The 14,012-nt window shown below is 72.7% G+C and carries 14 protein-coding genes; 7 read left to right on the top strand and 7 right to left on the bottom strand.

The genetic code is table 11. The features are described 5' to 3' along the window. Window positions 1-5: 5 nt before the first annotated feature. The 4 genes from IEW07_RS06405 (at window position 6) to IEW07_RS06395 (ending at window position 3,077) form a co-directional block, all read left to right on the top strand. A complete protein-coding gene (locus IEW07_RS06405) occupies window positions 6-653 on the top strand; it encodes an HD domain-containing protein (RefSeq protein ID WP_188535425.1) in 648 nt (215 codons plus the stop codon). Then, the gene (locus tag IEW07_RS06400) at window positions 650-2,131 is read left to right on the top strand and encodes an aldehyde dehydrogenase family protein (RefSeq protein WP_188535423.1); all 1,482 of its coding nucleotides are present in this window, start codon (window positions 650-652) and stop codon (window positions 2,129-2,131) included. The genes IEW07_RS06405 and IEW07_RS06400 overlap by 4 nt, the downstream gene beginning before the upstream one ends. A 70-nt stretch (window positions 2,132-2,201) precedes the next feature. After that, complete coding sequence (locus tag IEW07_RS21420) at window positions 2,202-2,324, top strand: hypothetical protein (protein WP_268235528.1); 123 nt, start codon at window positions 2,202-2,204, stop codon at window positions 2,322-2,324. 12 nt (window positions 2,325-2,336) lie between these two features. Beyond that, window positions 2,337-3,077 carry a FadR/GntR family transcriptional regulator gene (locus tag IEW07_RS06395; RefSeq protein ID WP_188535421.1) on the top strand — a complete coding sequence of 247 codons (741 nt, stop codon included), beginning with the start codon at window positions 2,337-2,339 and terminating at the stop codon, window positions 3,075-3,077. Window positions 3,078-3,100: 23 nt separating this feature from the next. On the opposite strand, the gene ligM is transcribed toward IEW07_RS06395, so the two are convergent. From ligM to IEW07_RS06360, 7 genes are all read right to left on the bottom strand, one after another. Continuing rightward, a complete protein-coding gene (gene ligM, locus IEW07_RS06390; RefSeq protein ID WP_188535419.1) occupies window positions 3,101-4,510 on the bottom strand; it encodes a vanillate/3-O-methylgallate O-demethylase in 1,410 nt (469 codons plus the stop codon). A gap of 37 nt (window positions 4,511-4,547) precedes the next feature. Then, a complete protein-coding gene (gene purU, locus IEW07_RS06385) occupies window positions 4,548-5,423 on the bottom strand; it encodes a formyltetrahydrofolate deformylase (protein ID WP_188535417.1) in 876 nt (291 codons plus the stop codon). Continuing rightward, a complete protein-coding gene (locus IEW07_RS06380) occupies window positions 5,420-6,298 on the bottom strand; it encodes a methylenetetrahydrofolate reductase (RefSeq protein WP_188535415.1) in 879 nt (292 codons plus the stop codon). Before IEW07_RS06380 ends, purU begins: the two co-directional genes overlap by 4 nt. 182 nt (window positions 6,299-6,480) lie before the next feature. Further along, on the bottom strand, window positions 6,481-6,885 hold the full coding sequence (locus IEW07_RS06375) for a universal stress protein (protein WP_188535412.1): 405 nt from the start codon (window positions 6,883-6,885) through the stop codon (window positions 6,481-6,483). Then, window positions 6,882-8,435, bottom strand: a complete 1,554-nt coding sequence (locus IEW07_RS06370; protein WP_188535410.1) for a tripartite tricarboxylate transporter permease — start codon at window positions 8,433-8,435, stop codon at window positions 6,882-6,884. Before IEW07_RS06370 ends, IEW07_RS06375 begins: the two co-directional genes overlap by 4 nt. A gap of 68 nt (window positions 8,436-8,503) precedes the next feature. Continuing rightward, window positions 8,504-9,031, bottom strand: a complete 528-nt coding sequence (locus IEW07_RS06365; RefSeq protein WP_229741613.1) for a tripartite tricarboxylate transporter TctB family protein — start codon at window positions 9,029-9,031, stop codon at window positions 8,504-8,506. Window positions 9,032-9,113: 82 nt separating this feature from the next. Then, complete coding sequence (locus IEW07_RS06360) at window positions 9,114-10,118, bottom strand: tripartite tricarboxylate transporter substrate binding protein (RefSeq protein WP_188535409.1); 1,005 nt, start codon at window positions 10,116-10,118, stop codon at window positions 9,114-9,116. Window positions 10,119-10,261: 143 nt separating this feature from the next. Between IEW07_RS06360 and IEW07_RS06355 the strand changes: the two genes are divergently transcribed. The 3 genes from IEW07_RS06355 (at window position 10,262) to IEW07_RS06345 (ending at window position 13,888) form a co-directional block, all read left to right on the top strand. Then, on the top strand, window positions 10,262-11,146 hold the full coding sequence (locus IEW07_RS06355) for a LysR substrate-binding domain-containing protein (protein WP_188535407.1): 885 nt from the start codon (window positions 10,262-10,264) through the stop codon (window positions 11,144-11,146). Window positions 11,147-11,285: 139 nt separating this feature from the next. Beyond that, on the top strand, window positions 11,286-12,212 hold the full coding sequence (gene kdgD / locus IEW07_RS06350) for a 5-dehydro-4-deoxyglucarate dehydratase (protein WP_188535405.1): 927 nt from the start codon (window positions 11,286-11,288) through the stop codon (window positions 12,210-12,212). 38 nt (window positions 12,213-12,250) lie between these two features. Then, on the top strand, window positions 12,251-13,888 hold the full coding sequence (locus tag IEW07_RS06345; protein ID WP_188535403.1) for an aldehyde dehydrogenase (NADP(+)): 1,638 nt from the start codon (window positions 12,251-12,253) through the stop codon (window positions 13,886-13,888). The last annotated feature ends 124 nt before the right edge of the window (window positions 13,889-14,012 follow it).

Genomic DNA, 14,012 nt, shown 5'->3' with positions numbered 1-14,012 from the left:
CCCCCATGCCCATCGACACCGTCCAGGCGGTCGACACCTCGCCGATCAGCACCACCCCGCCCGCCGGCACCGACCTCGACCCGATCTGGGCGAAGGTCGTCCCGGAGACCCGCGCCCGCAACAACGACATCCACCTGCCGATCTCGCTGGCCTACGCCGAGCGGCTGTGCGCGGCCCACCCCGAGGCGGACTCCCTCGTGGTCCGCGTGGCGATCCTGCTGCACGACACCGGCTGGGGCCGGGTGGACGAGGAGCGCATCCTCTCCGAGGGCTTCTCGGGCGACTGGCGCAAGGCCGACATCCGCTACGAGCACGAGCGGCAGGGCTGCCTGGTCGCCGAGGAGGTCCTCCCGGAGCTCGGCTACGACGACGCGTTCGTCGCCCGGGTCACCGCGATCATCGACGGCCACGACACCCGCCCGGAGCCGAAGTCCCTCGAGGACGCCCTGGTCCGTGACGCCGACCGGCTGTGGCGCTTCGACCACACCGGGATCGCCCTGGCGCACGGCTGGTTCAAGCTCACCCCGTCGGCCTACATGGACCGCCTCGAGGCCGAGATCATCCCCGAGCTGCAGACCTCGGCCGCCCGCCGGATGGCCGAGGCCGACCTCGCCCGCTCCCGGGCCCTGCTGAAAGCGAGCGTCCTGCGATGACCACCACCACCGTGCCCCGCACCCGCGCGGAGCTGCGCCTGCCCTACACGCACGTCGACGACCACTTCATCGACGGCGCCTACGTGCGCTCGACCGGGGAGCAGCGCAACGACGTCGTCGACCCCGCGACCGAGGAGGTCTGGGCCTCCGTGCCCAACGCCACCGAGGAGGACCTCGAGCGGGCGGTGACCGCCGCCGGGCGCGCCTTCGCCGGGTGGGCCGCGCTGACCCCCTCCGAGCGCGCCGAGCACCTCGTCCGCGCGGCGGAGCAGATCGAGGCCCGCCGCGAGCCGATGGCCCTGACCAACACCCGCGAGAACGGCTCCCCGATCTCCGAGACCCTCGGGGCCGCGGCCAACGCCGCCGGCATCTTCCGCTACTTCGCCTCGCTGGCCCCGTGGCTGGAGGCCGAGGACGTGCGCCCGTTCCCCAACGGCGCGGGCGAGACCGTCGTGCACCAGGACCCGGTCGGTGTGTGCGCGCTGATCGCCCCGTGGAACTTCCCGATCAACCTGGTCGTGGCCAAGCTCGCCCCCGCCCTGCTGGCCGGGTGCACCGTGGTGATCAAGCCCGCCTCGCCCACGCCGCTGTCCGTGCGGTTCATCGTCGACGCCCTCACCGCGGCCGGGGTGCCCGCCGGGGTCGTCAACCTGGTCACCGGCAACGGCCGGATGGGCGACCGGCTGGTCCGCCACCCGCTCGTGCGCAAGGTCGCCTTCACCGGCTCCACCCCCGTGGGGCGGAAGATCGCCGCGGCCTGCGGCGAGCAGCTCAAGCCGGTGACCCTGGAGCTGGGCGGGAAGTCCTCGGCGATCGTGCTGCCGGACGCCGACCTCGAGCACATGTCCTCCGTGCTGATCCGCTCCTGCATGCGCAACACCGGGCAGACCTGCTACATCTCCACCCGCATCCTCGCCCCCGAGAGCCGCTACGAGGAGGTGGTCGAGATGGTGGGACGGACGATCTCCGGGGCCGTGCAGGGCGACCCGCTGCAGGAGGCCACGGTCTTCGGGCCGATGGCCAACCGGGGCCAGTACGACACCGTCCTGGGCTACCTGGACTCGGCACGCCGGGAGGGCGCCCGCGTGGTCACCGGCGGGGGGCCCGCCGAGGGCACCGGGTTCTTCGTGCGCCCCACCGTCCTGGCCGACGTCACCCCGGAGATGACCGTGGCCCGGGAGGAGATCTTCGGCCCCGTCATCACGATCCTGCGCTACCGCGACGTGGACGAGGCGGTCGGCCTGGCCAACAACACGCCGTTCGGCCTCGGCGGGATCGTCTTCTCCGCCGACGAGGACGAGGCGTACCGGGTCGCCCGGCGGATGAACACCGGGTCCGTGGGCATCAACTTCTTCGCCTCCAACCACTCCGCGCCCTTCGGCGGGCGCGGGGACTCGGGGCTCGGCGTGGAGTTCGGCGTCGAGGGGCTGAGCGCCTACCTCACCCCCCAGTCGGTCCACCGGAGACCGCGCGCCTAGCGCCCTCCCCGGGGCGCTCCACCGGGCCGGCCCGCGCGCCGGTCCCGTGGAGCGCCCTCTGGTGGAGCCCATGACCTCCCCCGCCCTGCCCCCTCCCCGGACCGTGCCGCTCGACGGGAGGACATTCGTGGGCGTCAGCAACGCCGCCGACGGCCCTGAGCCGGGCGACCGGCCGGCCGCCGCGGCGGGGTGAGAGCATGGCCCCATGAGCCGCAACCTGACCGCCGCCCTCGTGGAGGACCTGCGGGCCCGCATCGTCGACGGGCGGATCGCGCCCGGCGAGCGCCTGCCCAGCGAGAGCACCCTCATCGCCGAGCACGGGGTCAGCCGCACGGTCGTGCGGGAGGCGATCGCCCGGCTGCAGGCGGAGGGCCTCGTGCACACGCGGCGCGGCAGCGGCAGCTTCGCGCTGACGCCGCCCGCCGACCCCGCCGGCGCGGGGCGGCCGGTGCGCACGGTGCAGGACCGGCTCCACCTGCTCGCGTTCCGGACCGGGGTGGAGTCCGAGGCCGCGGCGCTGGCGGCCACCGCCCACCGGCCCCAGCACCTGGCCGCGATGCAGTCCGCCCTGGAGCGCTTCGAGCGGGAGAGCGGCAGCCCGGCGGCAACCCTGGGGCACGACTTCGACTTCCACCGCACCGTGGCCGAGGCCAGCGGCAACCCCTACTGCGTGGACGCGATCAACGGCCTGGGCCCGGCCATGATCGCCATGCCGCCGCAGCGGCTCGACGCCACCGGCGCGGACGCGGACGGACCGGAGGGGGCCGGGCCGGAGGCGGCCGGACGGCGGACGGCCCGGGTCGCCGCCGAGCACCGTGCGGTGCTGGAGGCGATCCGGGCCGGTGATCCGCTGGCCGCCGCCGCGGCCATGCGCCTGCACCTGGCGGGCTCCCGCTGGCGGCTGGAGGCCGAGGCCGGCGGGGGTCCGCCGGAGCGCGCCCCCTAGCCAGGGTCTCCGGTCCGGGAGCCCTACCCCTTGGCGTAGGCGGTGCGCCAGCCGCCGTGGTAGTCCTGGCGCGCCACCTCCGAGTAGGGCACCGGGCTGACCACGGCACGGACCTCGAGCTGCTGGTGCGGCTCCACGGTGGTCTTGCGGCTGCCGCCGCCGGGCTCGCCCCAGACGACCCTGAGCTCGGTGCCCTCGGGGACGTTCGGGTCGACCGTCGCCAGGGACAGGGCCTTGCGCTCGTTGTAGCTGTAGCCGGTGAACATCGACAGGCCCACGGTGCGCCCGTCGGCGTCGACCACCGCGTCGTAGTTGGACGAGCCGTAGTTGGCCAGGGGCAGGTCGAAGTACTTGTAGTCCGGGCCCTCGGTGTCGAAGAGCGAGGCGAAGATCTTCGTCATGTCCTCGGCGTTCCAGGCGAGTGTCACCTTGCGGCGCTGCGCGGCGGGGTCCATGGCCTCCAGGGCGTCGCGGCCGATGAAGTCGTGGTCGAACTTCACGAACGACCCGTAGCCGAGGGCCCACGGGGTGAGGTAGTAGTCCTCGATGTTCTCGGACACGAAGCTGCCCGCGAGCGCGTTGGTCGCCTCGTAGCTGTCCGCCCCGAGCCACGCGCGGTAGTCCGCCAGCCCGTCGCCGGTGTAGATCGCCGGGAGCGGGGACGGGATCCACCCGGACTCCAGGGTGTTCGACGGGTAGGCGCGGGCGCCGACCGGGACGATGCCGAACTCGGCGCCGACCTCGAGGATCGTGTCCCGGACCCGGTCGTAGCTCTCGTAGGGCCCCCAGATCTCCAGGCCGGGGGCGCCGGCCATGCCGTGGCGCAGGGTGCGCACCCGGGCGCCGGCGACGTTCATGACGTCCATGGTGAAGAACTTCAGCTGCTCGAGCGGCCCGCCGTTGAGCTTCTCGATGATCTGCCAGGCGTTGGGGCCTTGGATCTGGAAGCGCCAGTACGTGCGCACCACGGGCTTGCCCATGGGCCGGGACGGGGAACGGCGGTCGACCTCGATGTCGACGTCGTAGCCGCCGGTCTCGCCGTGGAAGAGCAGCCAGTTGGCGGCGGGCGCCCGGCCGACGTAGACGTACTCGTCCTCCTCCTGGTGGAACAGGATGCCGTCGCCGATGACGTGGCCGGCCGGGGTGGTCGGGACGTACTGCTTCGCCTTGTTCACGGGGAACGTCCGGGTGCTGTTGATCGCGGTGTCCGAGATCAGCTTCAGGGCGTCCTTGCCGCGGATGAACAGGTTGTCCATGTGGTGGGACTGGTCGTAGAGCACGGCGGTGTCCCGCCAGGCCTTCTGCTCGCTGCGCCAGTTGTGGAACTCGGGTGCCACGACCGGGTAGACGTACGCGCCGATCTGGGAGCTGCGGAGCAGCTCGACGGTGCTGCCGGAGGCGTCGAGGACCTCCTGGAGGGTGCTGGGTGCCACGGTGTGCTCCTTCTCTGCGGGTTCTCTGCGGGTGGGTTCAGAACACGATCGTCTGGCGGTCGTGGAGGATCACGCGGTCCTGGCAGTGCCACAGCACCGCGCGGGAGAGGACCTGGCGCTCCACGTCCGCGCCGCGCCGGGCGAGCTCCGCCGCGGAGTCCCGGTGCGAGGCCCGCACCACGTCCTGCTCGATGATGGGGCCCTCGTCGAGGTCCTCGGTGACGTAGTGCGCGGTGGCCCCGATGAGCTTCACGCCGCGCTCCTTCGCCTTCCGGTAGGGCGCGGCGCCGATGAAGGCGGGCAGGAAGGAGTGGTGGATGTTGATCACCGGGACGCCGAGCGCCTCGAGGAACGGGGAGGAGAGGATCTGCATGTAGCGGGCCAGGACCACGAGGTCGACGTTGCCCTGGAGCAGGCGCAGGTGCTCCGCCTCGGCCGCCGCCTTGTCCTGGGTGGGGACCAGGAAGAAGGGGATCCCGAACCCGCGGACGTCCTCGGCCATGTCCGGGTGGTTGGACACGACCATGGAGATCGTCATGGGCAGCTCGCCGCGGCGCTGCCGCCAGATGAGGTCCAGCAGACAGTGGTCGGACTTGGAGGCGAAGATCGCCACGCGCTTGGGCACCGACAGGTCCGTGAACCGCCACTCGAGGTCGAAGTCCTCGGCGAGGGCCGCGTCGAGCTCCTGCTCGAGGAGGGGGTGGCACGCCGCGTAGTTGGCGAGGTGGAAGACGGTGCGCTGGAAGAAGGCCCCGCCCGCCGGGTCGTCGGAGTGCTGGTCGAGGGCGACGATGTTGGCGCCGTGCCGGGCCAGGACGGAGGCGACGACGGCGACGATGCCCGGCTGGTCCCGCCCGTGCACCACCAGGCTGGCGTGGTCGGGCAGGAGCAGGCCCTGGTCGCGGGGGCTCACCGTGCGCTCCCCGCCGACGCCGCGAACTCGCCGACCCACTCCGCCGTGGCCCGCAGCCCCCCGAAGGCGTAGAAGTGCAGCAGCACCTCCCCGTGGACGGCGGGGTCGTGCCCGGCGGCGAGGTCGCGCAGGAAGCGGTCGGGCCCGGCGGTGCCGAGCAGGTTGGTCAGGGAGAACCCGTACTTCTGCACGATCCCGGCGGACGTGCCGACGCCGAAGCGCCGGGCGTAGCCGAGCAGGCGCTTGACCCCGGCCGGGCCGGGCACGCCGATGCGCACGGGGGCGCCGACGCCGCGGCGGCGGACCTCGGCGAGCCAGCGCAGGACGGGCTCCGTGTCGAAGCCGAACTGGGTGATGACGGTGGGCTCGAGGCCCTGCTCCCGGATCGCGGCGGTCTTGTCGGTCAGGGCCGACCACAGGGTCCCGTCGTCGATCCCGGGGTGGCCCTCGGGGTAGCCGCTGACGCCCACGCCGCGGACGCCGTGGCGCTGGAGCAGCCCGCTGCGGATCACGGCGAGCGAGTCCTCGTAGGGCCCCTGCGGGGTCTCGGGGTCCCCGCCCACCACGAAGATCTGCTCGGCGGCGTCCACCCCGGCGAGCGCGGCGAGGAACTCCTCGAGCTCCTCCGGGGAGCGCAGCCGCCGGGCGGAGATGTGCGGGACGGGCACGAACCCGTGCTCGCGCACGGCCTTCGCGGCGGCCACGCGCATCGCCAGGTCCTCGTTGCCGAGGAACGTCACGTTGACCCGGGTCCCCGGCGGGATCGCCGGAGCGGCCTCCTGGAGGACCGGGACGTCCTTCCCGGTCATCTCGAGGGACCAGTGGGAGAGCAACCGGGCGAGCGCCGCGTCGTCGGGGGGCGTGTTGATCGGCATTGACCTGCATCCTTTTCACCGCACGGGCCCGGGGCGGGATCCCCGCGCGTGGTCGAGAACGTCTCGCCGCCAGTGTGGCAGGTCACAATATCTATGTACAGAGTGTTTGTGATCCGCCTGCGCCGGATGCGCCGAGGGCCGGCGCCCGTGACGGTCGCCGGCCCTCCGCGGGTGCGGGACGGTCAGAAGGACGACTCCGCGGCCTTGACGGCCAGGACGGGACGGTCGGCCTGCAGGAGGATGCGCTGGGCGTGCGAGCCCATGATGAACTTGCCCACCTGGGAGCGCTGGCGCAGCCCGATGACGATCCGCGAGACGTCGTGCTCGCGGGCGAGGTCGAGGATCTCCTGGGCGAGGTCGTCCCGGTGGGACGGCTGCAGGACCGTGTGCGCGACGCCGGCGGAGTCCGCGTCGGCGGTGATCCGGCGCAGGTCCTCCTCGGAGGCCACGGTGCGGTCCGCCAGGGCTCCCTCGCGGACGGAGTTGACGATCAGCAGCGGCTCGCGGCGCAGCCGGGCCTCGTCGATGGCGGCCTGGACGGCCGCCTCGCCGACGGGGGTGGGGACGTATCCGACGAGGATGCTCATGCGTTCTCCTTGACAGGGGTGCGATCGGCGGGCTCGGCGGGCGCGTCCCCGGAGGGCGTTCCCGTGTCCCGGCGACGGCGGAGGGCGGACTGGACGAGGGGCAGGACGGCGACCGCCACGAAGAGCAGCAGCAGGGTCGCGGAGATGGGCCGGCCGAGGAAGCCCGTGACGTCCCCCTGGAACACCAGGAGGGAGCGGCGGACGTTCGACTCGAGCAGCGACCCCAGGACGAAGGCGAGCACCAGCGGACCGGGCTCGAAGCCGAACTTCTTCATCAGGTAGCCGACGGCCCCGAAGACGACCACGAGCGCGACGTCGAACATCGAGTTGTTGATCGTGTAGGCGCCCAGCATCGTGATGAGGACGGTGATCGGGGCGAGGACCGCGGCCCGCACCCGCAGGATGCGGACGAACACCCCGATCAGGGGGATGGACATGATGAGCAGCAGGATGTTGCCGATGTACATCGAGTTCACCACGCCCCAGAACAGCTCGGGGTCCTGCTCCACCAGCTGCGGGCCGGGCGTCACGCCCTGGATGAGCAGGGCGCCGAACATGAGGGCCATCGTGGCGTTGGCGGGGATACCGAGGGTCAGCAGCGGGATGAAGGAGCTGGTGGCGGCGGCGTTGTTGGCGGTCTCGGGGCCGGCGACGCCTTCGATCGCCCCCCTGCCGAAGCGCTCCGGCCGCTTGGCCCGCTTCTTCTCCATGGCGTAGGCGGCCATCGAGGAGATCGTGGCCCCGCCCCCGGGCAGGATCCCGAGGAAGAAGCCCAGCACCGAGCCGCGGCCGATCGCCCCGGAGGACTGCTTGAGGTCGGCCCGGGAGGGCCAGACGTTGGAGACCCTGCTCGGGGCCTTGACCGCCCGGTGGCGCTCCTCCAGGTTGTGCAGGATCTCGCCCAGGCCGAAGAGGCCCATCGCGACGGGCACGAAGTCGATGCCGTCCGCCAGGTTGAGGTTGCCGAAGGTGAAGCGCTCGGTGTTCGTGAAGGCGTCCCGCCCGACCGTGGCCAGCAGCAGCCCGAAGCAGGCCGCGATGAGCGCCTTGGACTTGTCGCCGCTGCTGATGGTGGCGACCAGCAGGATGCCCAGCAGGGCCAGGGCGGCGTACTCGGGCGGGCCGAAGTCCAGGGCGAAGCCCGCGACCACGGGGGCCAGGAAGGTCAGCCCGACGATGGCGACGGTGCCGCCGACGAAGGAGCCGATGGCGGCGATGCCCAGGGCCGTGCCCGCCCGGCCCTGCTTGGCGAGCATGTAGCCGTCGAAGACGGTGACCACGGAGCTGGCCTCGCCGGGCAGGCGCAGCAGCACGGAGGTGATGGTGCCGCCGTACTGGGCGCCGTAGAAGATGCCGGCCAGCATGATGATGGCCGTCACGGGCTCGATGCCGTAGGTCAGGGGCAGCAGGATCGCGATGGTCGCGGCGGGGCCGAGGCCGGGGAGCACGCCGATGAGCATGCCGATCACCACGCCGAGCAGGCAGTAGAGGAGGTTGGTGGGCTCGAGGACGACGGTGAAGCCGTCCAGGACCGGTTGCAGGGATTCCATGCGGGAGCCTTTGGTCAGTGGCTGTCAGGAACAGTGGCTGTCAGGAACGGGCCGCCGGGCAGCGGCCGTCAGAACAGGTGCGGGACGGAGGTGCCGAGGGCCAGGACGAAGATCAGGTAGAAGGCGGCGACGACGAGCGCCGAGTAGAGCGTCGCGGCCCGCCACGACTCACCGCCCAGGAACTTCATCCAGACGAAGGACAGGATCAGGGAGGGGATCTCGAACCCGACGACGGGCATGAGCAGCACCAGTCCCACGAGGGTCGCGAGGCCGAGGACGGGCAGCAGCGACTCGCGGGAGAACTTCTCCCCCTCTCCCCCGCGCCGCCCCAGGACGAGGTGGGCCAGGCCGATCGCGACCGCCACGACGCCGACCACGAACGGCCACATGCCGGGGGCCGGCTGCTGCGGGGTGCCGAGCCCCATCCCCAGGGACAGCAGGGCCGCCCCGGCGGCCAGCGCCGTCACCACCAGGGTCGAGCCGAAGTGGGCGGCGCGCCCGCCCGGCGGGGGCCCCTCGGCCTCCCACCGGGCGGCGAGCTGCTCCGGGGTCAGCTCCTCCGCGGCCGCCTCCGTGTCGAGGTGGACGTCGGCCACGGCGGGCGGCGGGTCCGTGCGGGTCTGGTTTATGGGAACTCCTCCTGGGGCCGCGGGTGCCGGCCCGGACGACGGTGGTGGATCAGCTGTCGGCGAGGGTGATGTCGTGCTCCGCGACCAGCTGCTCGTAGCGCTCGGCCAGCTCGGTCCACTCCGCCTCGACCTCTTCGCCGGAGATCTCGTGGGGGGTGAGCATGTTCTGCTCGTTGAAGTCCTGGTAGGACTCCTCCGCCACCGCGGCGTCGAAGGCCTCGACCAGCCTGGTCTTGACGTCCTCGGGCAGGCCCTCGGGGGCGGCCACGGCCCGGTACTGGGACACGGGGACGTCGTAGCCGGACTCCACGGCGGTCGGGACGTCGGGCAGGAACGTGTTGCGCTCCTCGGAGAACACCACGATGGGCTTCACCTCGCCGGCGTCGATCTGCGGCTTGGCCTCGCCGAGCTGGACGGTGGCGACCTGGACCTGGTCGCCCAGCACCGCGGTCAGGGCGGGCGAGCCGGAGTCGAAGGGGACCTCGGTGCCGGTGATGTCGGCCTGGGCGAACAGGACGGTCTGGGCCAGCTGGGACCCGGTGCCGACCCCGGCCGTGCCGTAGCTGAACTCCCCGGAGCGGCTCTTCACGTCCTCGAGCGTCTCCATGCCGGACTCCGCGCTGGCCACCATGACGTAGTCGTCCTGGGAGAGCCCCTTGAGCACCTCGAGGTCGTCCAGGGACACCGCCTCCTCCTCGCCCACGGCGAGGGGGGTGATGGTGATCAGGGAGGCGTTGAGCAGCACGAGGTTGTAGCCGTCGGCGGGCTGGCCAGCGACCTCCTCGGTGGCGACCGCCCCGTTGGCCCCGGCCTTGTTCACGACGGGCATCGCCACGCCGAGCTCCTGGCCCGCGGCGTCGGCGACGGCCCGGGCGATGAGGTCGGTGGAGCCGCCGGGGGCCTGGCCGACCGTCAGGGTGATCGGCTCCGAGGGGAAGTCCTCGGCGCCGTTGGCGGCGCCGCCCCCGACGTTGCCGCCGCAGGCGGTGAGGGCCAGCAGCGAGGTCGCGGCGGTCACGCCGACGAGGGCCTGACGGGTGAGAATGAGCTTCATGGGTTCTCCTGGGTGCGAGCGGGGCCGGGCGTCCCGGCGGGTGCTGTGAGTGCCGTCACAGGCGGCTTGAGTCCCGAGCCTAGGAACCTCGTATGATGCCTGTCCAAACCTATTCCTGCATTGAGTGATACCCGGGAGGCATCATGTTCACCTTGGACCAGGCGCGCGGCTTCATCGCCGTGGCGGAGGAGCTGCACTTCGGCCGGGCCGCTGAACGGCTCAGCATGACCCAGCCGCCCCTGAGCCGGCAGATCCAGAAGCTGGAGAGGACCCTGGGGGTCGACCTGCTGGAGCGGGACAACCGCCGGGTGTCCCTCACCGTGGCCGGCCAGGCCTTCCTGGCCGAGGCCCGCAAGCTCGTCGCCGCCGCGGAGCGGGCGCCGAGCCTGGCCCGGCGGATCGCCGCGGGCCGGGCGGGCGTGCTGCGGGTCGGCTTCACCGCGGCCTCCGGGTTCAGCCTGCTCGGCCCCCTCCTCGGCGAGATCGCGGCGGCTCTGCCGGACGTGGACGTGGAGCTGCAGGAGCTGGTGACCGGCGAGCAGGTGGAGGCGCTGCGCAACGGCGAGCTCGACCTGGGCCTGGCGCGCCCGCCCTTCGACACGGACGTCTTCGAGTCGCAGCTGCTGCTGGCCGAGGACCTCTACGTCGCGGTGCCCGATGGGCACCCCCTCGCCGCCCTCAAGCGGCCGGTCACGTCCGCCGACCTCAAGGACGTGCCGCTGATCATGCACTCGCCCACCAAGGCGCGGTACTTCTACGACCACGTGGTGCGCCTCGTGGACGTCGAGCACGGCAACGTGGTGCACACTGTCAGCCAGGTCCTGACGATGGTCGGCCTGGTCGCCGCCGACCGCGGCGTCGCCTTCGTCCCGGAGTCCGCCCGGCTGCTCGGCATCGCCGGGGTGTCCTACCTGCGGCTCGCCAACAGCTCCTCGAACGCCGTGGAGCTGCACGCCATCTGGGACCGGGACTCGCGCAACCCGGCCCTGCACCGCATGCTCGAGCTGGTCCGGCTGGGCCACCCCTGAGCTCACCCTCCTCTCTCGATACCTTCCGGGCATCACCCCATGCGAAGAATGGCTTGGACAGGCATCACCGGGCGTCCCTACGGTGAGACGGACATCACCAGCGGGCCGCCGTCGCGGTCCCGAGCAAAGGACGACCACCGTGGCCAACCGCACGCCCCAGGAACTGGCGGCCCACCTGAAGGACGGGCTGCTCTCCTTCCCCGTCACCGCCTTCGACGCAGACCTGCTCTTCGACGAGACTGCCTACCGCGAGCACCTGGCGTGGCAGGCCGGCTACCCCGTGGCGGGCCTGTTCGCGGCCGGCGGCACCGGCGAGGGCTTCTCCCTGACCCCCGAGGAGATCGCCACCGTGGTGCGCGTCGCGGTGGAGGAGGTGGGGTCCACGGTGCCCGTGCTCGCCCCGGCCGCCGGGAACACGGCCCAGGCCGTGCGCAACGCCCACGACGCGGGGACCGCCGGCGCCGAGGGCCTCCTGGTCCTGCCGCCCTACCTCACCGAGGCCGACCAGCTGGGGCTCGAGGCGCACGTCAGCGCCGTCTGCTCCGCGACCGACCTGGGCGTCATCGTCTACAACCGCGCCAACGCCATCTACTCGGCCGAGACCGTCGCCCGCCTCGCCGACCGGCACGCCAACTTCATCGGCTTCAAGGACGGTGTGGGCAGCATCGAACACCTCACCAAGGTCTTCGCCAAGAACGGCGACCGGCTCTTCTACCTGGGCGGGCTGCCCACCGCCGAGACCTTCGCGCTGCCCCTGCTGCAGCTGGGGATGAGCACTTATTCCTCGGCCATGTACAACTTCGTCCCCGAGTTCGCCCTGGAGTTCTACCGCGACGTGCGCGCCCAGGACCGTGCGGCCGTCACTGACAAGCTCAACCGGTTCGTCCTGCCCTACATCGAGATCCGGGACCGGGTGAAGGGCTACGGGGTCTCGATCGTCAAGGGCGGCCTGAAGGCCGTCGGCCGCGACGCCGGGTCCGTGCGCCCCCCGCTCCAGGACCTCACCGCGCAGGACCTGGCCGACCTCAAGGCCCTCATCGACGCCCACGTCCTGCAGTCCGCCTGAGTTCCCGCCCCCCGATCCACCAGGAGGAGTCCCCGCCCATGAGCACCCAGACCACCACCCTCTCCGGCCGCTCGATCATCGCCGGCCACGAGGTCGCCGGCAGCGCCGGCACCACCCGGGGGATCGACCCGGCGACCAACGCCGAGCTCGAGCCCTCCTACTCCCTGATCGACGAGGCCCAGCTCGCCGGGGCGACCGCCGCCGCCGAGGACGCCGCCGCGTCCTTCGGCGCCCTCGACCCCGAGACCCACGCCGGGTTCCTGGAGCGGATCGCCGAGAACATCGAGGCCGTGGGCCCGGAGATCGTGGCGCGCGCCGGCGCCGAGACCGGCCTGCCGGAGCCCCGCCTGAACGGTGAGCTCGCCCGCACCACCGGCCAGCTGCGGCTGTTCGCGAAGGTCGTCCGCCAGGGCGACCACCGCGGTGTGCGCATCGAGCCGGCCCTGCCGGGGCGCACCCCCCTCCCCCGCCCGGACCTCCGCCAGCGCAGGATCCCGCTCGGGCCCGTGGCCGTGTTCGGCGCCAGCAACTTCCCGCTGGCGTTCTCCACCGCCGGCGGGGACACCGCCTCGGCCCTGGCCGCGGGCTGCCCCGTGGTCTTCAAGGCGCACAACGCCCACCCGGGCACCGGGGAGATCGTCGGCCGCGCCGTCACGGACGCCGTGCGCGAGTGCGGGTTGCACCCGGGGGTGTTCTCCCTCGTCTACGGCCCCGGCGCGAGCATCGGCCAGGCCCTGGTGAAGGACCCGGCGATCAGGGCGGTCGGCTTCACCGGCTCCCGCGCGGCCGGCACCTCGCTGATGGCCGCGGCCGCGGCCCGCCCGGAGCCCATCCCGGTCTACGCGGAGATGAGCTCCGTCAACCCCGTGTTCGTCCTCGAGGGCGCCCTCCGCGGCGACGTGGAGGCCCTCGCCCGCGGCTACGTCACCTCGCTCACCGGCTCCTCGGGCCAGCTGTGCACCGCCCCGGGGCTGCTCTTCGCGCCGGCCGGGGAGGCGGGCGAGGCGTTCGTCGTCGCCGTCGAGCGGGCGCTCGCGGACGCGGCCGGCCAGACGATGCTCACCCCGGGCATCGCGGGGGCGTGGCAGGAGGGCGTCGAGGCCCTCGGCGCCCAGCAGGGCGTCGACGTCGTGGCGCGCGGCGGGCAGGGGCCCACGGAGAACGCCCCCGCGCCGGTGGTCTTCGAGTCCGACGTCCCCACGTTCCGCGCCAACCCGGTGCTGCAGGAGGAGATCTTCGGCGCCGCGTCCCTCGTGGTCCGCTACGCCTCCGCCGAGGAGCTGGCGGACGCGGCCCGCAGCATGGAGGGCCAGCTGACCGCGACCCTCCACCTGGCCGAGGAGGACCACCGGACCGAGTCCGCCCTGCTGCCGGTGCTCGAGCGCAAGGCCGGGCGGATCCTCGCCAACGGCTGGCCGACCGGCGTGGACGTCGGGGACGCCATGGTCCACGGCGGGCCGTTCCCCGCGACCTCCGACTCCCGGACCACCTCGGTGGGTACCCTGGCGATCGAGCGCTTCCTGCGCCCCGTGGCCTACCAGAACATCCCCGACGCCCTGCTGCCGGCGCCCGTGCAGCAGGCCAACCCCTGGCGCCTGAACCGCCGCGTCGACGGCGCCCTGCAGCTCGCCGACGCCCCCACGCAGGAGCCGGCACCGGAAGGAGACCGCGCATGAGCGTCCAGCCCACGATCTCCCGGGTGGAGGTCGTGCCCGTCGCCGGGCACGACTCCATGCTCCTGAACCTCTCCGGCGCCCACGGGCCCTTCTTCACCCGCAACGTCGTGATCGTGACCGACTC

This window comes from Kocuria dechangensis, from assembly GCF_014636775.1.
Taxonomy (GTDB): domain Bacteria; phylum Actinomycetota; class Actinomycetes; order Actinomycetales; family Micrococcaceae; genus Kocuria; species Kocuria dechangensis.
Note: the sequence above shows the minus strand (reverse complement) of the source record. Positions and strands in the feature narration are given on the sequence as shown.

Bases quoted from the DNA above. Each gene is read 5' to 3' on its own strand.
- IEW07_RS06405 (WP_188535425.1), top strand. From the start codon at position 6: ATGCCCATCGACACCGTCCAGGCGGTCGACACCTCGCCGATCAGCACC.
- IEW07_RS06400 (WP_188535423.1), top strand. From the start codon at position 650: ATGACCACCACCACCGTGCCCCGCACCCGCGCGGAGCTGCGCCTGCCC.
- IEW07_RS21420 (WP_268235528.1), top strand. From the start codon at position 2,202: ATGACCTCCCCCGCCCTGCCCCCTCCCCGGACCGTGCCGCTCGACGGG.
- IEW07_RS06395 (WP_188535421.1), top strand. From the start codon at position 2,337: ATGAGCCGCAACCTGACCGCCGCCCTCGTGGAGGACCTGCGGGCCCGC.
- IEW07_RS06380 (WP_188535415.1), bottom strand. From the start codon at position 6,298: ATGCCGATCAACACGCCCCCCGACGACGCGGCGCTCGCCCGGTTGCTC.
- IEW07_RS06375 (WP_188535412.1), bottom strand. From the start codon at position 6,885: ATGAGCATCCTCGTCGGATACGTCCCCACCCCCGTCGGCGAGGCGGCC.
- IEW07_RS06370 (WP_188535410.1), bottom strand. From the start codon at position 8,435: ATGGAATCCCTGCAACCGGTCCTGGACGGCTTCACCGTCGTCCTCGAG.
- IEW07_RS06360 (WP_188535409.1), bottom strand. From the start codon at position 10,118: ATGAAGCTCATTCTCACCCGTCAGGCCCTCGTCGGCGTGACCGCCGCG.
- IEW07_RS06355 (WP_188535407.1), top strand. From the start codon at position 10,262: ATGTTCACCTTGGACCAGGCGCGCGGCTTCATCGCCGTGGCGGAGGAG.
- IEW07_RS06345 (WP_188535403.1), top strand. From the start codon at position 12,251: ATGAGCACCCAGACCACCACCCTCTCCGGCCGCTCGATCATCGCCGGC.